The following is a 19,357-nucleotide window of genomic DNA, read 5'->3' on the forward strand; positions in this document are numbered from 1 at the left end:
GTTAACGATGGGCGAGCCAGCGAGCACGGTGGGTGCTGTGGTGGCCGGTGCTGCCGGCGCTGGTGTGGCGGGCTTCATGACAAGCGTGAACGGTGAGGCGGCGGTCGGTGCCCTGATGGGCGCGCTGATCTACTTCACCACGACCCGTGAGCTGCCGGTGGTCAACCGGGTGATCTTCTTCATGGTCTCGTTCGTCATGGGCTACCTGTTCGCCCCGGCCATCGTCGGGGTCGAGATCATGAACACCCGCCCGTTCCAGTTTCCAGGGCCTGCCGCGTTCGCTGCCAGTTGCCTGGTGGTGGCAGTGTCCCTGGCAGCGATCAGGCGGCGAGGCCCGGCCATCAGCGCGGGCGGGGAGAAGGGGAACGATGGCTAGTGCTCTGCTGACCCAGGTGGTGTTCTGGACGTGCGTGGTGATCTTCGGTCGCCTGTTCACGTACCAGCGTGGTGATGCACGGTTTCGTCGTGGGGTGTCGATCCTCGCGACAGTGGTGATGGGATGCGCCGGTGTCACGGTCATCTACATCCTGAAAGGCGAGCTGCGATTGCCGGCCCAGGGCTGGCCGCTGGCAGTCCTGCTGCTGGTGTTCGCAGCCGCTGTGATCCGCTCGGGTGGCAACCTCGCGGGCGTCCTCCGCCCTGAGCCCGGCCCAGTCTGGACCGGCGCCGACCGGCGACGCCCGGCGTCCCCACCCCGGCCCCCCCAGGGGGGGTGAAAGACGGGTCCTTCCTGGGGTTTTTCACCGTACGGGCGCGTAGACCGCGTTCTGTTCACAGATTGGCGGGCCTATAGGGGGTTCCGCTTCCGGTGCTCTGCGCCGGGCCTTCCAGAGGTTTTCACATGCCCACCCAACGTGACATCGCGTTGCACCTCGACATGAGTGAGCGCAACTGCCGCGACGTGCTCAAGGGGCTGGACCTGGACTGGACAACCGCCTCGCTCGACGAGATCCGCATCGCCTACATCCGCGACCTGCGGGAGAAGGCGGCGGGGCGCGGGGGCAGCCAGGTCGAGGCCCTGAATAACGCGCGCATCGAAGAATCCACGGTCAAGGCCGCCAACGGGCGCCTGGCCTACCACGAGAAACTGGGAACGCTGGTTCCGGCGGCTGATGCCGCGCTTGCGTTGCGCGACTGGTGCGCCTTTGCCAACCGGGAATACCTGGGCGGCGTCGAGAAGGTGATCCACCAGCTGGAGGCGGCGCACAAGATCAGCGTCGACCGCGACGGAGTCAACCGCATTGTTGGAGCTACAGTCAGCCGAATTGGCGGCCATGCGGATCGTCTTGGCCAACGCATTGCTGGACGCGGCGCAGCAATTCAATCCCCCGAAACTGATCCCGACGACTGAGTACCTGGAGCGGGAGTACAACCTGCCCGAGGAGGCAGGCGTGCTGCACGGGCTCTACCAGTTCTACTACACGCCGTACTTCATCGGCGTCGCGCTGGCCCTGGACGACCCCGAGGTGAAAGAGGTCGACCTGATGAAGGCCGCGCAGATCGGGTGGACGTACTTCCTGATCGGCTACATGTTCAAGCTGATCACCGGGCGCCCGATGCCCATCATGGTGCTGTTCGCCAAGGAGGGCGACGGGAAGAGCTTCCACGACGAGAAGCTCGTCCCGGCCACCAAGGCCAACCCGCCGGTGGCGCAGCGGATGGACGTCACCACGGCGAAGAAGTCCGGCAACCGCTGGAACCACAAGAGCTTCCCCGGCGGCTTCCTCAAGCTGGTCGCCTCCAACTCCCCCGGCAACGTGAAGTCGACCTCCAGCGTCGGCCTGGCCGTGGTGGAAGAGCCCGACGACACCAGCGACGACGTGAAGGGGCAGGGGGACGCCATCGGCCTGCTGGAAGAGCGGGTCAAGCGCTACCCCGGCTCCAAGATCCTGGTGGGCGGCACGCCCTCGCTCAAGGGGATCTCGAAGACCGAGCAGCGCCTCGGACAGACCGACCAGCGCGTGCTGCCGGTGGTCTGCCATGACTGCGGCGAGTCCCACGTGCTCGACTTCGAGCACCTGCACTACTACAGCGCCGACCCGGCCGATGGCGCCCAGCCCCATGAGGTGTACGGCTTCGCCCTGCCGGAGACCGCCTACTACGCCTGCCCGCACTGCGGCAGCACCTGGGACGACTACCAGCGGCAGGAGAACATCCGCAACACCATCTACGGCGCCCTGGAGCGTGGTGACCGCATGGCCGGCTGGGTGCCCACGGCGCCGTTCTACGGTAAGGCCGGCTTCAAAGAGCTGAACGAGCTGTACGCCTGCCTGCCCGGCACCACCATGGCCGAACTGGTGCGCGAGCGCCTGGCCGCCGAGAAGCTGGCCGAGTCGGGCGACCTGAAACAGCTGATCAAGTTCGTCAACCAGAAGGAGGGCCGGCCCTACGCCTACAAGTCCGACATGCCCGACGCCGAGAAGCTGGCCACCCGCGCCGAGGAGTACGACGAGATGGTCGTGCCGGCCGGTGGCCTGGTGCTGCAGCTCACCGTCGACGTCCAGCACGACCGCCTCGCGCTGATCCTGCGTGCCTTCGGGCGGGGTGAAGAAAGCTGGCTGGTCCTCTGGACCGAGATCGCCGCCAAGGCCGGTACCGCCAGCATCGACGACCCGGTGTGGAAGGAGCTGGATCACTACCTGTTCCGCACCTACCGCCACGTGCGCGGCTGGCGCATGCGGGTCGCCGCCGCCAGCATCGACAGCTCCGACGGCCAGACCAACGACGCCGTCTACGAGTACGTGCGCACCCGCCGCAACCGGCTCAACAACCGGCTGCTGGCCATCAAGGGCAGCAACAACGTGGAGGCCGAGATCCTTACCGCCCCGCGCAAGGTCGACCTCGACGGCACCGGTACCAAGGCCTCCAAGTACGGCCTGCAGGTCTACATGGTCGGGGTCAACCGCGCCAAGGATCTGCTGTCCGAACGCCTCAAGCTGGAGGGCAGCGGCCCCGGTCGCATGCACACCTACAAGACGGTGCGCGCCGACTACTTCGAGCAGCTCAACGGCGAGGTCAAGGCGCCCAGCCGCAAGCACGCCGGCAAGAAGGTCTGGCAACGCAAGGCCGGCGCCGCCGTCGAGGCCTGGGACTGCGAGACGTACCAGATCCACCTCGCGCGGTACCAGCGGCTGCACCTGAAGAAGCCCAGCGACTGGGACGACATCGAGGCGCAGCTCATGCAGGCCGACCTGCTCGCCGAGGCCGAACCCGACGACGACGTGCTGCCCGGCACCCTGGCGCCCGCCGCCAGTGACGGGGGCGCACCGCCCAACCTGGCCGACCTGGCCCGGATGATGAACGGAGACCACTGATGACACCCGCAGACAGGCTCAGCGAGGCCCGCCTCGCCCTGCACCAACTGCTCACCGGAACCAGCGTCGTGCGGGTCCAGCGGGACGGCCGCCAGGTCGAGTTCACCCCCGGCAACCGCGCGGAGCTGGAACGCTACATCAACCAACTGGAGGTCGAGACCGGCACCGCACGACCTCTGCGTCGCGGGCCGGCCGGCGTGATCGCATGAGCCAGATTCAGATACTCCACCCCAACGGCCAGCCCGCCCGCCAGGTGCTCAGCGCCTGGCAGGGCGCCGGTGAAGGCTTCGGCGGCCAGCTGGGCAACTGGCAGCCCCCGCTGCGTACCCTGGATGCGGCGCTACTGCCGCAGCTGGACCTGGGCAACGCCCGGGCCGAAGACGTCACCCGCAACAACGCCTTCGCCGCCAACGGCGTGCAGATGCACATCGACAACATCGTCGGGCACCTGTTTCGCCTCAGCTACAAGCCCCGGTGGCAGCGGCTCGGCATCACCGACGCGGACGCCCGCGCCCTCGCGCAGGACGTCGAAGCCTGGTGGACCGAGTACGCCGAGGACCCCATCGGCTGCTGGCTCGACGTCGAGCGCAAGCGCACCGCCACCATGATGGTGCGCGAAGCCATCGCCACCCACACCCGCTTCGGCGAGGTGTGCGCCCAGGGCCTCTGGCTCGACCGCCCCGGCACCCGCATGCGCACCGCCGTCCGGCTCATCAGCCCCAAGCGGGTCAGCAACCCCCGGGGCCGGCGCGACACCGCCCGGCTGCGCGCCGGCATCGAGCTGGACGAGCACGGCGCCGTGCGCGGTGGCTGGGTGCGCTCCGGCGATGGCATCGGCTTTGGCCTCGGCAGCGGCATGGGGCAGGACTGGGTGTTCGTCGAGCGCGAGACGGCCCACGGCCGGCCCAAGTTCATCCACATCTTCGAGCCCATGGAGGACGGGCAGACGCGCGGCGCCAACCAGTTCCTCACCGTGCTGGAGCAGTCCCACATGCTGCCCAAGCTGCAGCACACCAAGCTGCAGAACGCCATCGTCAACGCCATGTACGCCGCGACCCTGGAGAGCGAACTGGGCACCGAGGCCGCCATGCACATCATCGGTGCCGGCGCCGAGGGCAGCGTGAAGAACCTGGCCGGCTACATGATGGCCGTCAACCAGTTCCACAGCGGCAGCCAGCTGCGCCTGAACGGCGTGAAGATCCCGCACCTGTGGCCCGGCGAGCGCCTCAACCTGCAGACCAGCGGCAACGTCGACAACGGGTTCACCGACCTGGAGTCGTCGATCCTGCGCTGGATGGCCGCCGGCCTGAACGTGCCCTACGAGCCCTTCGCCAAGGACTACCGGCAGAGCACCTACAGCAGCGCCCGTGCCTCGATGATGGAGGGCTGGCGCTACTACATGGGGCGGCGCAAGGTCATCGCCGCGCGGTTCGCCACCTACCTGTTCGTGCTGGCCTTCGAGGAGGCCGTGCAGCGCCGCGAGATCACCCTGCCGCGCAAGGCCACCCGCGACTTCTACGAAGGCCGGGCAGCCTGGACGAGCTGCGACTGGATCGGCGCCGGCCGGCTGGCCATCGACGGCCTCAAGGAAGTGAAGGAAGCGGTGCTGCGCATCGAGTCCGGCCTCAGCACCTACGAGAAGGAGCTGGCCCTGCTCGGCGAGGACTACCAGGAAACCTTCGCCCAGCAGGTGCGCGAGATGAACGAACGGCGCGAGGCCGGCCTGCCGCCGCCCAGCTGGTTCAAGGCCGAGCAACTGGCTCCCGAGCAGACCACCCCAACCGAATAAGGCCCGCCCCGCGCGGGCCTTCGTTATCAGGACAGCCCATGAACCTTTACCCGCAGATCGCCAGCCGGGTGCTCAACACGCCCCTGTTGCTGGAGCCCGGCTATGCCCGGGTGTTCTTCAGCGCCCTGTCCAGCCGGCTCGGCATCACCAGCCTGGCCGATTCCGAGGGCGCCATCGAGCCCGGCCACAAGCTGCGCGTGGACGCTCGCACCTACACCAAGACCCGCACCAACGCCTGGGGTATCGAGGAGCCGCTGTTCCAGGTGGTCGACAGCGTGGCCCTGCTCGACGTGAAGGGCACCCTGGTCCACAAGCACGGCTACCTCAAGCCGTACTCGGGCATGACCGGCTATGACGGCATCATCAACCGCGCCGCCATGATGCTGGCCGAGCCTGATGTCAAGGGCATCCTCATGGACCTGCACACCCCGGGCGGCGAGGTGGCCGGGTGCTTCGACACCGTCGACCGCCTGCGGCAGATGGCCGACCAGGCCGGCAAGCCGATCTGGGCCCTGTGCAACGACATGGCCTGCTCCGCCGGCATGGCCCTGGCCAGCGGCGCGCAGCGGCGACTGGTCACCCAGACCGGCGTCTCCGGCTCGGTGGGCGTGGTCATGGCCCATGCCAGCTACCAGGACGCCCTCGCCGAGGAAGGCATCAAGGTCACCCTGATCCACTCCGGCGCCCACAAGGTCGAGGGCAACCCCTACGAGGACCTGCCGGACGAGGTCCTGGCGCGCTTCCAGGCCGACACCCACGCCCTCCGACAACACTTCGCCGAACTGGTGGCCCGCCATACCGGGCTGTCGGTCGAGGCGGTACTGGCTACCGAGGCAGCGGTCTATCGCGGCCAGGCGGCCGTCGACATCGGCTTTGCCGACGCCCTGGTGAATGGGCACGAGGCCATCGCCGAATTTTCCGAACATCTGTCCACTCCGGGCAGGGTCATCACGACAGGAGCAACCATGGCACTTGAACAAACCGCCGCCGGTGCTGACGCCGTCCCGGCCGCACCCACCGCCGCCGCGCCGGCTGCCGGCGCAGACGCCGAGCGCACCCGCATCCGCAGCATCCTCGGCCACGCCGAAGCCGAAGGCCGCAAAGGCCTGGCCGAGCACCTGGCCTACGACACCAGCATGAGCGTGGACGAGGCCGCCAAGGTGCTCGCCACCGCCCCGCGCGAGTCGGCCCATGCCGACGCCGGCACCGCCCTGGACCGCGTCATGCAGTCCGAGCGCCAGGTCGACGTCGGGGCCAGCACGGGCGGTGGCGAGCCCGAAGACAACTGGGCCCAGACTGTCGCCAACAGCTGGGCCTCCCTGAAGGGAGTGAAAAGCGCATGACCACCGTCAACCAACCGACCGACAACTGGGTCACCGGGTCCGCCCCGTACCACACCACCCTCGGCACCATTGCCAGCGGGCAGAACCTCCCGGCCAAGACCCCGCTGGGCCAGGTCACCGCCACCGGCCTGCTGGTGAAGTGGAACCCCGCCGCCACCGATGGCTCGCAGAACGCCGTCTACCTCACCGCCTACGCGGTGGACGCAACGGCAGCGGCCAAGTCCGCTCAGGTCATCAGCGGTGGGCAGTTCAACCCCGAGCAGGTCGCCTGGCCGGTCGGCGCCACCGCCGCGCAGAAGGCCACGGCCTTCGTCGGCACCCCCATCGGCCTGCAGCTGCCGGTCTGACCCCACCCGCCCACTGCCAAGGCCGCTGACGCGGCCTTTTTCATTCAGGAGATCCGACATGGCCGAAGGCTACTCAACCACCAAACTGCTCGGGCTGAAGACGGTTCTGCCCAAGTTCACCCCGCTGTTCATGCAGATGTTTTTCCCCACCTTCGTCACCTTCCCCACCGAGGAGGTGGCGTTCGACAAGGTCAAGAAGGACCGCCGCCTGGCCCCCTTCGTCGCGCCCATGGTGTCCGGTCGCGCGCGGCGCGAGCGCGGCGGCAAGCTGACCACCCTCAAGCCCGCCTACGTCAAGGAAACCGACGTGCTGCGCCCCGGCCGCCTGCTGCAGCGCCGCCTGGGGGAAGACTTCAACTCCGACGCCAACGCCGCCAGCCGCCACGACCTGGCCCTGGCCGACCTTCTGGTGGAGCAAGAGGAGAACATCACCGCCCGTGAAGAGTGGATGGCCGTGCAGGCCGTGCTCACTGGCAAGGTGGTGATGGAAGGCGAGGACTACGAAGCGCAGGAGGTGGACTACGGGCGCAGCGCCGCCAACCAGCGCACCCTCGTCGGCGCCGCCAAATGGGACACCGTCGACCCGGAAACCTATGACCCCTCGGGGGACCTGGAGGACTGGGCCGTCGAGGCCAACGGCACCCTGGGCGCGATCATCATGGACCGCAAGGCCTGGCGCCTGTTCTCCCGCTTCAAGGCCGTGAAGGAGAAGCTGGAGACCCGGCGCGGCAGCACCTCCCAACTGGAGCTTGGCCCCCAGCTGGAGAAGGAAGTCATGCGCAAGGGCTTCTTCGGCGAGTACGAGATCCTCGTCTACGCCGGGCGCTACACCGACAAGGACGGCAACAAGGTCGGCTTCATGCCCGACAACACCCTGCTCATGGCGCCGGTGTCGGCGGACAACGTCATGGCCTACGGCGGCATCCAGGACGCGGAAGCCAACGCGGACGGCATCGCCGAGGCCGCGCGCTACCCCACCAACTGGTTCACCAAGAACCCCAGCGTCGAGTGGCTGCAGACCCAGTCCGCACCCGTCCCGGTGCTGTTCGACGCCGACGAGTTCGTGGTGGTGAAAGTCGCCTAACCCTTCGGGCCGCCACGCGGCCCCACTGGAGTCTTCTATGTCCAAGAAAACCTACATCGTCCTGCACACGATCCAGGGCCGTACCAAAGCCGGTGAGTCGTTCGTCTTCTACGCTGCACCCCAGCCGCAGGAGGTGCCGAGCGAGGTCGTCAAGGAATGCCTGGCCGCTGGCCTGATCGCCGACCCGGACGGGAAGGTCGATGAGCCCGAAAGCCCGGACGCCGGCTGATCATGGCCAGCGACTTCGACCGGCTCATGTGCCTGGGCGACCGTCGCTACTTCGCGGTGTTCGGCGAGCGCGGGGGTGAGCAACAGCAACCCCGCTACACCGCGCCGGGGCCGCAGGCGGTGCCTGTCGAGGTGCAGGTGGCCGTGCAGAACAACGCCCAGGTGGCGGGTGCGGATGGCCTGTTCCAGGTCATCCAGCACCTGGCGGAGATCCGCCTCAAGCCCGGCCTGCAACTGCGCCGCGACGGCCTGCTCGAACTGCCCGGCGGGCGCTACCGGCTGGAAAGGCTGGTGGACGCCGACGGCCTGGTCGAGCGCTGGTCGCTGATGCCGAGGGGGTGAACCATGGCCGGCTACGCCAGCTTCCGCCTCGACGTGCGCGGCGACGACGCCCTGCTGCAACGCATCGGCGTCGCCCCGGAGAAGCTCCGGCGCGCCATCCAGCTCGCCCTGAATACCGTCGGCCGTAACGCCTCGACCCTCAGCTGGCGGCTCATCCTGGAGGAGATCAACCTGCGGCCCAGCTACATCCGCAACGAGGTCAACTTCATCCCCGCCACGCCCGAGGAACTGCGGGTGGTCATCTACGCCCGCAAGCGCGGTGTCAGCCTCAGCCAGTTCCCGCACACCCGGATCTACAAGCCGGGCAAGCGCGGCAAGCCGGTCATGGCGGGGGTGCGGGTCAACGTCGGGCACGACTGGACGGAGCTGGTCGAGGGCGCCTTCATCGCCCGCATGGGTCCGGCCGGCGGCCTCATCGCCCAGCGGCGCGGGCAGGAGCGTCTGCCCCTGGACGTGCTGCACGGGCCTTCACCCTCACAGGTCCTGGGCAACAAGCTGGACGACCTGCGCGAGCGCACGCGGCCTGAACTGGAGCGCGAACTCGAACGGCAACTGGAGCGCATCGCCCTATGAACCCCATTGAAGACGCCCACCAGGCACTGCTGCAGCGGCTCATGGGCATCCGCCCGGATGGCGGCTACCTCACCGACGCTGGCCTGCGGGTGAAGGAGGGCTGGCTGGCAGAGCTGCTGGCCGAGCCCGACGTGGCGTTCCCCTTCATCGCCGTGCAGCCGGACGACTATCCGGTCCCGGAGCAGGGGCCGGGCGCAATCATCGCGCGCATCGGCCGGCGGGTGGTGGGGGCGGTGCGTACCGACCACCCCGACACCTGGCGGCAAGAGCTGGATGCCCTGTACGTCGACCTGGCGCGTGCGCTCCAGGTTGCGCCCGGGGCGCCCAACCCCTGGGGCAAGCCCGGCCCCTTCAAGGTGGTGCTCGGCACGGCCAAGCCCTTCCCGCCGGGGGAGGGCATCCAGGCCGGCACCGTCCTGTTCCCGCTGCAGCTGCACGTACTCATCAAAGGAGCCTGAGATGGCCAAAGCACCACCGGACGCGCCCAAGGCGCCGCCCGGCGAGGTCGTTCGCCTCGCCAAACCCCACACCCACGCCGGCCGCCGCTTGGAGCCGGGCGACACCCTCACCGTAACCGCCGACCAGAAACGCTGGCTCGAAAAGCTGGGCGTCATCGGCCAGGAGAACCACGATGCTTGATACCCGAGGCGAATACATCGGCGCCGGCATGCAGTACCTCGAAGACCTCGCCAACCCCGCCGGCCTGCTGGAGATCGGCAACTGCAGCGAGCTGTCCTACGAGGCCGCCACCAACGACATCAAGATCCAGGACTTCACCCGCCCGGGTGGCGGCAACGCCAAGACCGTCAAACGCATGGAGGGCGTCACGGTCAAATACAAGGCCCACGCCTATAACATCGCCAACATCAGCCGGGCGCTCTATGGCGACTCCACGCGGGTGGACAGCGGCACCGTGACCGGGGAGGCGCACAAGGCCTTCCCCGGCGGGCTGATCCTGCTGAAGAACCCCGGCGCTTCCAACGTGGTGATCAAGGCCGGCGCCGTCACCTGGGAGGAAGGCGTCGACTACGACCTCACCGACGCCGGGCTGCCCAAGATCAAGGCGGCCGGCGGCAAGGCGCTCGCCGCCGGTACCGACATCACCGTCGACTACAGCCACGGTGCCCACGTCGTCATCCAGGGCCTGGTCAATTCCGGCCGCCGCTACCGCCACGTGTTCGTCGGGCTCAACGAGGCCGACACCGGGCGCCCGGTGGTGATCGAGCTGTACCGCGTGGTGCATTCGCCATCCGGCCTGCAGATGATCTCCAACGAGTTCGGCGGCATGGATTTCACCGCCGACCTGGAGAAGGACGTCACCAAGACGGAGGAGGGCGTCTCGCAGTACATGGTGGTGAAGTACGTCGACTGAGGTACATTCCCTCCCTGACTTCAACAGGGAGGGATTCCTCATGGCTTCAGAACCGGCCCAGGCCGCACCCGCACCCGCACCCACCCCCGCAGCGCCCCCGGCGGACGTCGTCCAGAAGGCACGCGAGATCAACAGTCGCCGCCAGGCGCCGGCCACCTCGGCCTACCTCAAGGCCGCGACCAAGGGCCTGGAGAGCGTGCAGCCCGTTGTGGTCGTGGACGTCCACATGCGCTTCGGCTCCATGGTGATGTTCATGATCAAGTGGGCTGTCGCGTCCATTCCGGCCTTGCTGATCCTGGGCCTCATGGGCTGGATCGCGGCGCGCATCTTCGGTGGTGTGCTCATCGCGCTCAGTTGAGCGCCACGCAACAACAGAACCCGCTTCGGCGGGTTTTTTTATGGGAGTCGAAATGGCACAGGTAACCAACAGCCGGGAGATCCAGCTCGGCGAGCGCAGTGTGATCGTCCGGGAAATGACCGTGGGCGACGTGCGCAACTGGCTGGCCGATGTCAGCGCAGACGGGGCCTTGATGAACTGGGTAGACGATGGACTGATGGGCGACATCAGCCTGCGCGACCTGGCTCGCATGACCAGCCTCAAGGTCGAAGAGATGGACAGCTGGCGGCCGAGCGAGCTGCAGCAGGTCATCGACGAGGCGCGGGAGCTGAACCCGCATTTTTTCGTTCTGCGGGGGCGGATGCTGAAGGCGGTCGGAACGGACCTGTAAAGAAAAAGGCAGCCCGTGATTTCAAGCGGGACCTGGCCAGCCTTGAAGAGTCGGCCGTCGCCCTGATTGGGCTCGGCCACCACGGCGTGTGGGGCTATGGGTGGTCCCTGTACCTGCGGACCCTAGCGATGTTGACGCGGAGGGAAAAGCAGCGCCCACCACGCTAGGCCGATCAGCGCCACGCCCACGCACGCACCCACCCCCAACAGAGCCGGCAGGAACACCTGCGGCGCCAATGTCACGGCCGCTGCGGCGGCCAGCCAGTAGAAGGTCTTTGCGCTCATGTCCGACGTTCAGTTCACGCTGGGAGTGGACGATGCCGGTGGTATACGCCAGCTCGACCAGTTCCGCAAGGCGGCTCAAGCCACGTTCGAGGCGCTCAAGAAGCCCGGCGAGCGCATCACCGTGTTCAACGACCTGCAGCAGCAGGTAGACGCCACGGGCAAGGCCCTGGCCGTGGCCAAGACCCGCGTGCGGGATCTGGGCAGCGAACTGGTGCGTGTGGACTCCGCCAACAGCCGCACGGCAGCCAGCCTGCGCGAGGTCACCGCCAACGTCCGCACCCTGGAGAGCAACGCCAAGGCGCTGGACCGTCTGCAGTTCGGCCAGGCCAGCCTGGTGACGGCGCGCGACCGCGTGCGCGACCTGGGCAACGAACTGGCCCGTGCCGCCGAGCCCTCCCGCGATCTGCAGCTGCAGTACCAGAAGGCAGTCGACGCCTACCGCACCCTGCAGCGCAGCGTCCAGCGTGACGAGGTGAAGCTCCAGGGTGTGCAGGCTGACCCCCAGGCCCTGCAGGCGGCTCGCGCGCAGATGCAGCAGCTCACCGCTGAGCAGCAGCGCAGCCAGGTGGTCCTGCGGCAGTTGCAGGGCGACTACCGCAACGCCACCCGCGAGCTGGATACGCTCACCACGCGGGCGTCCACCCAGAGCGCCCAGTTGGGTCAACTGCGCACCCAGCTCCGGGCCGCCGGAGTGGATACCACCCAACTGGCGGCCGAGCAGGCGCGCCTGCGTGCGGAGCTTGCCAAGGCCGCGCCCAACATCGCCCTGCAGGCTGCCGTAGGTAGTGCCCGCGAGTCCCTCGGGGTGCGCCCGTTCGCGGAGATCAACAGCGAGGTCACCCGCCTGCAGCGCAACTTCCAGTTGCTCAAGGCCAGCGGCCAGCTCAGCGCCGCCGAGCTGACCCAGGCCCACGTCCGCATGCTGGAGCGCACCCGCGAGCTGACCGAACAGACCAACGGCTGGCGGACCAGCCTGGCGGGGGTGCGCAACGAAGTTGTGGCTGGGGCTGCTGCATTTGGTGGAATCGCCTTGGCTGGCCAGCGCTCATTTCAGAAGTTCGCTGGTTTTGAGCAGCAGATGGCCGGTATCCAGTCCATCACTGAACTGACTGGAAAGCAGGTCAAGGGTATGGGCGAGGAAGTCCGACGGCTTAGCTTGGAGATGGGGCAGCCTGCTGCAGAGAGTGCGGCAGCACTCAGGGAAATTCTGGGTAGCGGGATTGAGTCGTCCCGAGGAATGGACGTGCTCCGGGAGTCGAGCCGTGCAGCCATCGCGGGGATGACAAACACCAAGACGGCTGCGGACGTCGGCGTATCCGTGCTTAACGCATACGGCGACGGTGTTGACAAGCTGGGCGAGCGCTATGACCAGCTTTTCCTTGCCATCCAGGATGGTCGTGTCGAGTTCGATGAGCTTGCAGCCGGACTTGGTCAGGTTTTGCCTAGTGCGGCAGCTGCAAAGGTTGGCTTCGATGAAATCGGTGCGGCCATCGCGAGGATGACCGTGCAGGGTATCAAGGCCCCTATCGCCATTACAGGGCTACGCAGCGCCATTACTCAGCTGTCTTCGCCTTCCCCGGAGGCGGCAAAGGCCATGAAAGAGCTTGGTATCCGCTGGGATGGTCTGGCAGGCACGCTTCGTCAGGTTGCGGCCCTAAAGCTGACCCCGGAACAGATGCGCAGCATCGTGCCGGATATCGAAGGGCGCACTGCTGTGCTCGCGCTTACCAACCAGATGGACGCCTTCAACCAGCAGCTCAAGCGCATGGATAGTGCGGCCGGCTCGACCGAGCGTGCCTATAACATCATGAAGGATACCCCTGAGCAGCAGGTCAAGCGCTTCGTTAGCGCCGTGGGCGACCTGCAGATCGAGTTCGGCAAGGTCATCGCGGCGGGTCTGCCCTTGGTCATTGGTCTGACGGATATGCTCAAGGCCTTCAGTGGTCTGGATCAGCAAACCAAGAGCACCATCATCAGCCTGGTGGCGCTGGGCGTCACCGGCAAGGCGCTTGCTGTAGTTATCAAGGCTATTCGTGGGCCCTTCGCACTGCTGCTGACCCACATTTCTTCAGTACCAGGCGCGGCGGGTGCCGCAGGTGGTGCGGTAACCGGGCTTGGGGGAAGGCTGACTCAGCTGGGCGAGATCGCCGGGCGACTCAACATCGGCAAGGCTCTTCGCATCACCGGTTACGGGATCATCCTGGAGCAGCTCAGCGAGCTGTACTCGCTCTACGGGCGCATGCAGGAGCTGGACAAGGCGCAAGCCGACTACAACGCCAGCCTGCAGGCGGGGATCAACGCCGCCGAACCCTACCGCAACACCCTGGTGCTGCAGGGGGAGGAGGTGAAGAAACTCACCGTGGCCGAGCGCAATGCGTACGTGGACCGGCTCCGGCGGGCCGAGGACTACTACCGGCAACTGTCTGAGCAGATCAGCCGGCAGGACATGGAGAAGCTGGGCCCGACGGCGGCCGTCTCCAAAGAAGCCCTGGAAGCTGCGCGCAAGGCCAGCGAGTACCGCAAGGCGTACGGCGACATCAACGCGGTGCAGGAAGACCGCCTGACCAAGGAGAAGTCGTTCCAGCAGCGGCAGGACAAGCTCAAGGGTGAGGAACTCACCAAGATCAAGGCCCAGCTCGCTGCCGTGACCAAGGAGCATGAGGAGGCCAACAAGAACCTGGAGGAGGCCCGCAAGAAGCGCCTCGAAATCCAGAAGCGCTTCCAGGAACTGGTCACCAGCTTCACCACCCAGAAGGGGCCGGAAGCCAGCTTCGGCAGCCTCAACCAGGCCAAGATCAGCGCGCGGAATGCTCTGCGGGCCGGCGATACGGACAAGGCCCTGGCCGAGGCAGAACGCGCCGCCAAGATCATGGAGGACCTGCGCGAGGCCGGTACCAACACCTACGGCTTCGCCGGCATCGCCAAGGAGCTGCAACAGATCGCCAATGCCGCCGCGCAGATGGACGAGCGCACCGCGGAGTCCGGGGTCAAGGCTCGCGAGGCGGTCATCGAGCAGCTGCTGCAGAAGGCTGAAGCGCTCAAGCGGATCTCGGTGGGGTTCGTCAGCGATGGCGAGTCGGAGGAGGCCACCCGGCAGCGGATGCTGACCCTGGCCGGCGAATGGCAGAAGTACATGCAGGTCAAGGTGGTCCTGATCCCGCCGGACACCTCCGGCATCAAGGACGCCGGCAAGATGATCGACGCCAGCGGCACCATCCCCGGCCACGCCAACGGCACCGCCAGCGCGCTGCCGGGTTGGGCCTGGGTCGGTGAGAACGGCCCCGAGCTGCTGCGCATGCGCGGTGGCGAGCAGGTGCTGCCTTCGGGGCTGTCCCTGGCGCTCGATAGTCAGGCGCGTAGCGGCGGCCTGGCCCGCAATCTACCCGAGATCCCGCAGGTGAACAGCCAGGCCATGCAGCCTGCCAACCCGCTGCCGCATTGGGGCGCTGTCGACCTGGGCCTGCCCGGAGGCGGCTCGGCCCAGGTGCTGGTCCATCAGAAATCCATGCCTGATCTGCTGCGCCTGCAGGCGCGCATGCGGGGCAGCAAACGATAGGAAGAAACGCACATGGCAGAGGTAGATGCCGAGGTGATCCTGGGCGGCGTGCCCATTCGCCTGCACAGCGGCCCACCGGCGCAGGAATACAGCCCGCTCGGCGGGTCGGCCACCCGTCGGCGCTCCGGCGGCGCAGCGGTGAAGATGCAGCACTGGAGCAAGACGGCCATCAGCATTCGCGGGAGCGGGTGGCTGGGGTTGGGCTTTGCCCAGCTGGACTTCACCCAGCCCCTTGAGCTGCGTTGCACCCAGCCCCTCGCGCTCACCACCCAGAGCCTGACCGGGGCCCTGGAGGGGCGCGTCCGCGACGACGTGGCCCCCTGGGCCCTGGCGTACGTGGGGGAGGAATGGGTATCGACGGCGGTCGCCCTGGGCGCTGACGGCCGCAGCTTCACGCTGCAGCCGGTGGTGGGTGCCCTGGGCTACCAGGTGTTGTGGATGCCGGTCTTCACGGTGTTCTGCGAGCCCCCCAGCCAGGCCCTCGACCCGGGCGGGGGAATCTACGAGTGGACCCTTACCGCCGAGGAGGTCTGACATGCAGCTGAATGGATCGCCGCTGAACAGCCGCACGCTCAACGGCGCCTCGGCCCGTGGCGCGGTGGCGGAGCCGCAGACCATCGCCCCGGTGGTGAGCATGGTCTGGTCGGCGCGGCTGCTGCTCAACGGCGTGGACGCCAGCCACCTGCTGGCCGGGCGCATCACCACCCGGCGGGAGGAGGGCGCCCGGGCCATCGCTGACTTCGACCTGCAGTTCCTCGGCGAAGCGGTCAACCCCGCCACCTACCAGGGCCAGGCCGCCGAGCTGTGGTTTCGCCATTGGGTGGGCGGGGCCTGGGTCGATCACCTGGTGTTCCGGGGCAAGATCACCGGCCCGCAGTTCAGCCTGCAGACGCGGGTGCTGTCCTGCGAGTGCGCGGACCAGTTGAACGAGCAGGTGGAGCTGCTGGACCTCGCCACCATCGACGCCATCACCGGCGGGCTGTGGTCGGCGGACGTGTTCGAGGCGGTGGAAGGGCGCTCGCGCTGGGACTATGCCAGCGAGCGCATGAGCACCCGCCCGGCCAGCCTGCAGCTCAGCCTGGAGGGAGCCCTGCAGGTGACGCCCTGGGCGACCACCGCGCCGGCCTGGCGGGTGCCGCCGGGGGCGGTGCTGTTCGAGTCCCTGGAATGGGCGCCGGTGGAGCTGAGCGACCGCATCAACGTGGTTGAGATCGAGGCCGACTACCGCTTCAGCCGCCTGCGCGAGCGTCACCAGCCGTTCGCGTGGGAGCACCCGGACTGGGCCGGGCTCAGCATCATCGACGGCTTCTGCCTGGCGTGGCGCCACGACGGCACCGAGATGCCGGACATCGCCATGATCACCGAGGCCAGCCAGAGCGCGGGCTATCAGGCGGTGATCAACGCCGGTTGGGATCGCCTGCCGCCGTCGGGCTCCGGCGCGCTCTGTACGCCGCCCTCCAGCTGGCTGAACCAATACCCGGACCTGCTGGTACGGGCGGGTTGGACCAGCGCCATGCGCTGGGTGCAGCCGGTGACCGAGCAGTACACGCTGCGGGTGGAAGCGCCGGCCAGCATCGCCCAGGCCGGCGAGGTGGTGGAGCGCGAGCGACTGGCCTTCGAGACCGAGAACGACCGCGCCTCGGCGTTCGAGGATGCCGAGTTCACAGGCCCCGAGGCAGACGCCGTGCAGGACGCCCTCGGCGACTGGGTGGTGGATCTGCGCGAGAACGGCCGCCTGGCTGAGGGCGTGGTCTGCCTGCTGCACGTCGGCAGCACCCGCATCCTGGGCACGCACCGGGGCAACCGCTTCGTGTTCCAGCTGCCGGCGGCCGACGCCATCGGCTTCCGCCTGGAGCACACGCTGCGGTTCGAGGACGAGGTGCTGGGCCGCGCCATCGTCTGTCAGGCCAAGGTGTTCAGCATCGCCCACGAATGGGACCTGGACAGCGGCTCGGCCCTCACCACCGTGGAACTGGCCGTCAGTCAGGGCGGTGGGGAGGTGAGCGACCCGCTGACGCTGCCGCCGGCCCCACCGAGCACGCCGGCCGGCGCGGTGCCCGTGCTGATCCGCCTGCCCAGCCAGTTCTCCGGGCATGTGGACAGCCCGCCCTACAACGAGGCCCAGCTCGGCTTCGCCGGCAACTACACCAACTACAACTCGACCCAGGAACGGTTCGAGCGGCGCTTCGACATCGAGGCGCCGGAGATCCCTGCCGACCACCGCGACGAATACCTCGCGCCCCGGGCGCAGACGTACCGGGTGGCGGTACCCACTGACCTGCTGGAGCTATGACATGTCCCTCGCAGACGAACGCGCCGCCACCCGCAGCGGCGTGGCGGCCTCGCGCGCCTCCACGTTCAAGCGCGACCTCAACAGCCTGGAGACCGCCCGCCGGCAGACCCAGGTGCTCAACACCCTGGAGCGCAAGGGCCAGCGAGTGGCCACCCGGGGCCGGGGCGTGTGGAAGGAGCCGGCCAAGACCGGTACCGGCGGCGGCATCGCCGGCCCGCTGGTGGAGCCCGACGCCCAGCAGCGCGCCTGGTGGCCCAACGGGTACGCCAGCACCGATGGCCTGCTCGTCCTGCCCGCCATCAAGACCCTCAAGCTGCAGGATGCCAACGGCGAGCCGGTCGAGGTCCAACTGGCGGACGTGTCGGCGGTGGTCCCATGACCGCGCCCGTCTGGGGCTGCCCTTACCACGGCTTGGTAAGGGGTTGGCAACTGACCTTGCCGAACGGCCGGACCATCACGAACCGGTTCTTCGCCGATGACGCCATTGGCAGCGTACTGGTCCGAGTGCCCGGCGTGCCTGAAGTGGTCCGCACCCCTGAAGAGGTCGCCTCGGATACGGCCCTGGGCTACCAGTGGCGCAACGCAGGGGCGCTGGTCCTGGGTGCCGAGGGCGGCAGTTTGCTGAGGGTCTGGGGTTGGCTGCCGGCCCGTGGGCGGCTGCTGTACACCCAAGGCGTCGGGCGCACCTGGCTGGCCACCCTGGGGGATACCGGCAGTGATGACGGGCAGGCCCTGAACACGCCCCTCAACCTGGCCCCGTTCGGGCGCTTCGGCGAGGACGACGAGCCCACCCACGACGTGCCGGTGACCCTGGAGGGCTACACCACCGACAGCCCCTTCGCCGGCATGACGGTGTGGGACATCACCGGAGACGGCTCGCGCGCCGTGCTGGGCTGGTCGCAGGGCTCCGAGCGATTTCGCCTCATGCAGCCCAGGGGCCCGTTTGCCGAACTGCTCATCGAGGGCGATGGCAAGGCCCAGCCCTTCCGCGCCAGCCTGCGCCGGCTCAGTGGCTACGAGCAGGCCGCGCAGACTGAAACCATCGACAACATGACGGTGTTCTCGGGGGTGTGGAGCTGGCGTTTCCCGCGCCGTGACGACTGGGTGCCGTCGAACGATCCATGCAACTGGCTGCACCAGACGGTCGAGGGCGGCGACATGTTCCTCGACGCCAACGGCATCCCATCGCTCAACACTCCGGCCGTCACCATCAGGCAAGGCAGCCGCAGCGCCACGGTCCACGGGTACGCCCTGGGCTATTGGTACGAGAACGGCGCCCTCCAGCCCGTGACCCTCGACCTGGAGTATCGCCAGGTGGCGGACTTCGACATGAACGGCACCGCCACGGCGCTGACGCCCCATGTGTTCGAGCAGCAGTTCACCGGGGACGGGGTGGTCTGCGCGCCGAACGGCGGCGCGTACACCATCCAGCACGGCAACTTCAGATTCCAGGGCCGGGTCGCGTCGAGCGTCACCGAGACGCTGGTCTACGTCTTGCGGGTCGGCGGCATCGAGCGCGACCGCCGGACGTTACGTTTCACCTACGACAACGAGCTGACGATGGACGCCACCGGAGCAGTGGGCTTCCTGGTCGGCGGCATCTACGGCCGCCCCGGCCCCCAGGTGGCCGAGTTGCGGCAGCGCTGGGCGCTGAGTATCGACGGGGAGACCATCGACCAGGCCGAGGACGTTGTCGGCGGGCTGGGTCTGGAGCTGGGCGGCTACTACGGCCCGAGCGGCGACAACCTGTCCATCGACGAACAGGGCCGCTTCGGAGAGCCCGAGGCGTGGCTGGTGAGTGCCGCCCGCCGGGTGTTCACCCTGCCCATGCGCGCGCCCTCCAGAACCTACAGCTGGCAGTGTTGGGCGCACTGGTGGAGCAACCACCTGGTGTGCCTGCTGGAAGCCTTCCGCCTCATCAGCGACCAGCGGCAGCGCGACCGCTACGGCTTCACCGCCTACCCCGGCGGCGTCGACCTGGTACGGCGGGATCGGCCGTATCCCGCAGAGGGCCGCCCCCGGCCCCTGTACGGCGCACACGACCCCTTCACCGGGCACTACGTCCTGGGCGAGGAATCGCCCGTCGTCTACATCTAGGAGTTCA

Annotated in this window: 23 protein-coding genes; 22 read left to right on the forward strand and 1 reads right to left on the reverse strand. The window is 68.0% G+C overall.

What is annotated here, in order from left to right:
* The first annotated feature begins 7 nt into the window (after positions 1–7).
* From RTK35_RS17730 to RTK35_RS17810, 17 genes are all read left to right on the forward strand, one after another.
* Positions 8–376: a putative holin gene (locus RTK35_RS17730; RefSeq protein WP_165669770.1), complete on the forward strand. Its 369-nt coding sequence runs from the start codon at positions 8–10 to the stop codon at positions 374–376.
* A complete protein-coding gene (locus tag RTK35_RS17735; RefSeq protein ID WP_279801265.1) occupies positions 369–716 on the forward strand; it encodes a phage holin family protein in 348 nt (115 codons plus the stop codon). Before RTK35_RS17730 ends, RTK35_RS17735 begins: the two co-directional genes overlap by 8 nt.
* Before the next feature lie 125 nt (positions 717–841).
* Positions 842–1,351, forward strand: coding sequence for a hypothetical protein (locus tag RTK35_RS17740; RefSeq protein ID WP_182850377.1), 510 nt, complete (start codon positions 842–844; stop codon positions 1,349–1,351).
* Entirely contained in the window at positions 1,275–3,314 is a 2,040-nt protein-coding gene (locus RTK35_RS17745) for a terminase gpA endonuclease subunit (protein WP_316908619.1), read from the forward strand. Before RTK35_RS17740 ends, RTK35_RS17745 begins: the two co-directional genes overlap by 77 nt.
* Entirely contained in the window at positions 3,314–3,523 is a 210-nt protein-coding gene (gene gpW, locus RTK35_RS17750; protein ID WP_165668864.1) for a gpW family head-tail joining protein, read from the forward strand. The genes RTK35_RS17745 and gpW overlap by 1 nt, the downstream gene beginning before the upstream one ends.
* Positions 3,520–5,103 carry a phage portal protein gene (locus RTK35_RS17755; protein ID WP_316908620.1) on the forward strand — a complete coding sequence of 528 codons (1,584 nt, stop codon included), beginning with the start codon at positions 3,520–3,522 and terminating at the stop codon, positions 5,101–5,103. The genes gpW and RTK35_RS17755 overlap by 4 nt, the downstream gene beginning before the upstream one ends.
* Before the next feature lie 38 nt (positions 5,104–5,141).
* Positions 5,142–6,446 carry a S49 family peptidase gene (locus RTK35_RS17760; RefSeq protein ID WP_316908621.1) on the forward strand — a complete coding sequence of 435 codons (1,305 nt, stop codon included), beginning with the start codon at positions 5,142–5,144 and terminating at the stop codon, positions 6,444–6,446.
* Positions 6,443–6,793: a head decoration protein gene (locus tag RTK35_RS17765; RefSeq protein WP_279862775.1), complete on the forward strand. Its 351-nt coding sequence runs from the start codon at positions 6,443–6,445 to the stop codon at positions 6,791–6,793. The genes RTK35_RS17760 and RTK35_RS17765 overlap by 4 nt, the downstream gene beginning before the upstream one ends.
* Positions 6,794–6,851: 58 nt before the next feature.
* On the forward strand, positions 6,852–7,877 hold the full coding sequence (locus RTK35_RS17770) for a major capsid protein (protein WP_316908622.1): 1,026 nt from the start codon (positions 6,852–6,854) through the stop codon (positions 7,875–7,877).
* 37 nt (positions 7,878–7,914) lie between these two features.
* On the forward strand, positions 7,915–8,106 hold the full coding sequence (locus tag RTK35_RS17775) for a hypothetical protein (RefSeq protein ID WP_316908623.1): 192 nt from the start codon (positions 7,915–7,917) through the stop codon (positions 8,104–8,106).
* 2 nt (positions 8,107–8,108) lie between these two features.
* The gene (locus RTK35_RS17780) at positions 8,109–8,447 is read left to right on the forward strand and encodes a hypothetical protein (RefSeq protein WP_165669779.1); all 339 of its coding nucleotides are present in this window, start codon (positions 8,109–8,111) and stop codon (positions 8,445–8,447) included.
* A 3-nt stretch (positions 8,448–8,450) separates the two neighbouring features.
* Entirely contained in the window at positions 8,451–9,020 is a 570-nt protein-coding gene (locus tag RTK35_RS17785) for a phage tail protein (protein ID WP_316908624.1), read from the forward strand.
* Positions 9,017–9,478: a hypothetical protein gene (locus RTK35_RS17790; protein ID WP_279801257.1), complete on the forward strand. Its 462-nt coding sequence runs from the start codon at positions 9,017–9,019 to the stop codon at positions 9,476–9,478. Before RTK35_RS17785 ends, RTK35_RS17790 begins: the two co-directional genes overlap by 4 nt.
* A gap of 1 nt (position 9,479) precedes the next feature.
* Positions 9,480–9,659, forward strand: coding sequence for a hypothetical protein (locus RTK35_RS17795; protein WP_165669782.1), 180 nt, complete (start codon positions 9,480–9,482; stop codon positions 9,657–9,659).
* A complete protein-coding gene (locus RTK35_RS17800; protein ID WP_316908625.1) occupies positions 9,652–10,392 on the forward strand; it encodes a hypothetical protein in 741 nt (246 codons plus the stop codon). Before RTK35_RS17795 ends, RTK35_RS17800 begins: the two co-directional genes overlap by 8 nt.
* Before the next feature lie 40 nt (positions 10,393–10,432).
* A complete protein-coding gene (locus tag RTK35_RS17805) occupies positions 10,433–10,750 on the forward strand; it encodes a hypothetical protein (RefSeq protein WP_279801254.1) in 318 nt (105 codons plus the stop codon).
* Between the two features lie 52 nt (positions 10,751–10,802).
* Positions 10,803–11,120 (forward strand): hypothetical protein, encoded by a 318-nt coding sequence (locus tag RTK35_RS17810; protein ID WP_279801253.1) that lies wholly within the window; start codon positions 10,803–10,805, stop codon positions 11,118–11,120.
* Positions 11,121–11,242: 122 nt separating this feature from the next.
* On the opposite strand, the gene RTK35_RS17815 is transcribed toward RTK35_RS17810, so the two are convergent.
* The gene (locus RTK35_RS17815) at positions 11,243–11,404 is read right to left on the reverse strand and encodes a hypothetical protein (protein ID WP_279801252.1); all 162 of its coding nucleotides are present in this window, start codon (positions 11,402–11,404) and stop codon (positions 11,243–11,245) included.
* Here RTK35_RS17815 and RTK35_RS17820 point away from each other — a divergent pair.
* From RTK35_RS17820 to RTK35_RS17840, 5 genes are read left to right on the forward strand one after another with little or no spacing between them, the layout of a single operon-like run.
* Positions 11,403–14,960: a phage tail tape measure protein gene (locus tag RTK35_RS17820; RefSeq protein ID WP_316908626.1), complete on the forward strand. Its 3,558-nt coding sequence runs from the start codon at positions 11,403–11,405 to the stop codon at positions 14,958–14,960. The genes RTK35_RS17815 and RTK35_RS17820 overlap by 2 nt on opposite strands.
* A gap of 12 nt (positions 14,961–14,972) precedes the next feature.
* Positions 14,973–15,494, forward strand: a complete 522-nt coding sequence (locus RTK35_RS17825) for a hypothetical protein (RefSeq protein WP_316908627.1) — start codon at positions 14,973–14,975, stop codon at positions 15,492–15,494.
* 1 nt (position 15,495) lies between these two features.
* The gene (locus RTK35_RS17830) at positions 15,496–17,253 is read left to right on the forward strand and encodes a hypothetical protein (RefSeq protein WP_316908628.1); all 1,758 of its coding nucleotides are present in this window, start codon (positions 15,496–15,498) and stop codon (positions 17,251–17,253) included.
* Between the two features lies 1 nt (position 17,254).
* Complete coding sequence (locus RTK35_RS17835) at positions 17,255–17,632, forward strand: hypothetical protein (protein ID WP_316908629.1); 378 nt, start codon at positions 17,255–17,257, stop codon at positions 17,630–17,632.
* A complete protein-coding gene (locus tag RTK35_RS17840; protein ID WP_316908630.1) occupies positions 17,629–19,350 on the forward strand; it encodes a hypothetical protein in 1,722 nt (573 codons plus the stop codon). The genes RTK35_RS17835 and RTK35_RS17840 overlap by 4 nt, the downstream gene beginning before the upstream one ends.
* Positions 19,351–19,357 lie beyond the last annotated feature (7 nt).

It is taken from the genome of Pseudomonas sp. zfem003 (assembly GCF_032621675.1).
GTDB lineage: Bacteria > Pseudomonadota > Gammaproteobacteria > Pseudomonadales > Pseudomonadaceae > Metapseudomonas > Metapseudomonas otitidis.

Coding starts and splice junctions, on each gene's coding strand:
- RTK35_RS17730 (WP_165669770.1), top strand. CDS start 8: ATGGGCGAGCCAGCGAGCACGGTGGGTGCTGTGGTGGCCGGTGCTGCC.
- RTK35_RS17735 (WP_279801265.1), top strand. CDS start 369: ATGGCTAGTGCTCTGCTGACCCAGGTGGTGTTCTGGACGTGCGTGGTG.
- RTK35_RS17740 (WP_182850377.1), top strand. CDS start 842: ATGCCCACCCAACGTGACATCGCGTTGCACCTCGACATGAGTGAGCGC.
- RTK35_RS17745 (WP_316908619.1), top strand. CDS start 1,275: ATGCGGATCGTCTTGGCCAACGCATTGCTGGACGCGGCGCAGCAATTC.
- gpW (WP_165668864.1), top strand. CDS start 3,314: ATGACACCCGCAGACAGGCTCAGCGAGGCCCGCCTCGCCCTGCACCAA.
- RTK35_RS17755 (WP_316908620.1), top strand. CDS start 3,520: ATGAGCCAGATTCAGATACTCCACCCCAACGGCCAGCCCGCCCGCCAG.
- RTK35_RS17760 (WP_316908621.1), top strand. CDS start 5,142: ATGAACCTTTACCCGCAGATCGCCAGCCGGGTGCTCAACACGCCCCTG.
- RTK35_RS17765 (WP_279862775.1), top strand. CDS start 6,443: ATGACCACCGTCAACCAACCGACCGACAACTGGGTCACCGGGTCCGCC.
- RTK35_RS17770 (WP_316908622.1), top strand. CDS start 6,852: ATGGCCGAAGGCTACTCAACCACCAAACTGCTCGGGCTGAAGACGGTT.
- RTK35_RS17775 (WP_316908623.1), top strand. CDS start 7,915: ATGTCCAAGAAAACCTACATCGTCCTGCACACGATCCAGGGCCGTACC.
- RTK35_RS17780 (WP_165669779.1), top strand. CDS start 8,109: ATGGCCAGCGACTTCGACCGGCTCATGTGCCTGGGCGACCGTCGCTAC.
- RTK35_RS17785 (WP_316908624.1), top strand. CDS start 8,451: ATGGCCGGCTACGCCAGCTTCCGCCTCGACGTGCGCGGCGACGACGCC.
- RTK35_RS17790 (WP_279801257.1), top strand. CDS start 9,017: ATGAACCCCATTGAAGACGCCCACCAGGCACTGCTGCAGCGGCTCATG.
- RTK35_RS17795 (WP_165669782.1), top strand. CDS start 9,480: ATGGCCAAAGCACCACCGGACGCGCCCAAGGCGCCGCCCGGCGAGGTC.
- RTK35_RS17800 (WP_316908625.1), top strand. CDS start 9,652: ATGCTTGATACCCGAGGCGAATACATCGGCGCCGGCATGCAGTACCTC.
- RTK35_RS17805 (WP_279801254.1), top strand. CDS start 10,433: ATGGCTTCAGAACCGGCCCAGGCCGCACCCGCACCCGCACCCACCCCC.
- RTK35_RS17810 (WP_279801253.1), top strand. CDS start 10,803: ATGGCACAGGTAACCAACAGCCGGGAGATCCAGCTCGGCGAGCGCAGT.
- RTK35_RS17820 (WP_316908626.1), top strand. CDS start 11,403: ATGTCCGACGTTCAGTTCACGCTGGGAGTGGACGATGCCGGTGGTATA.
- RTK35_RS17815 (WP_279801252.1), bottom strand. CDS start 11,404: ATGAGCGCAAAGACCTTCTACTGGCTGGCCGCCGCAGCGGCCGTGACA.
- RTK35_RS17825 (WP_316908627.1), top strand. CDS start 14,973: ATGGCAGAGGTAGATGCCGAGGTGATCCTGGGCGGCGTGCCCATTCGC.
- RTK35_RS17830 (WP_316908628.1), top strand. CDS start 15,496: ATGCAGCTGAATGGATCGCCGCTGAACAGCCGCACGCTCAACGGCGCC.
- RTK35_RS17835 (WP_316908629.1), top strand. CDS start 17,255: ATGTCCCTCGCAGACGAACGCGCCGCCACCCGCAGCGGCGTGGCGGCC.
- RTK35_RS17840 (WP_316908630.1), top strand. CDS start 17,629: ATGACCGCGCCCGTCTGGGGCTGCCCTTACCACGGCTTGGTAAGGGGT.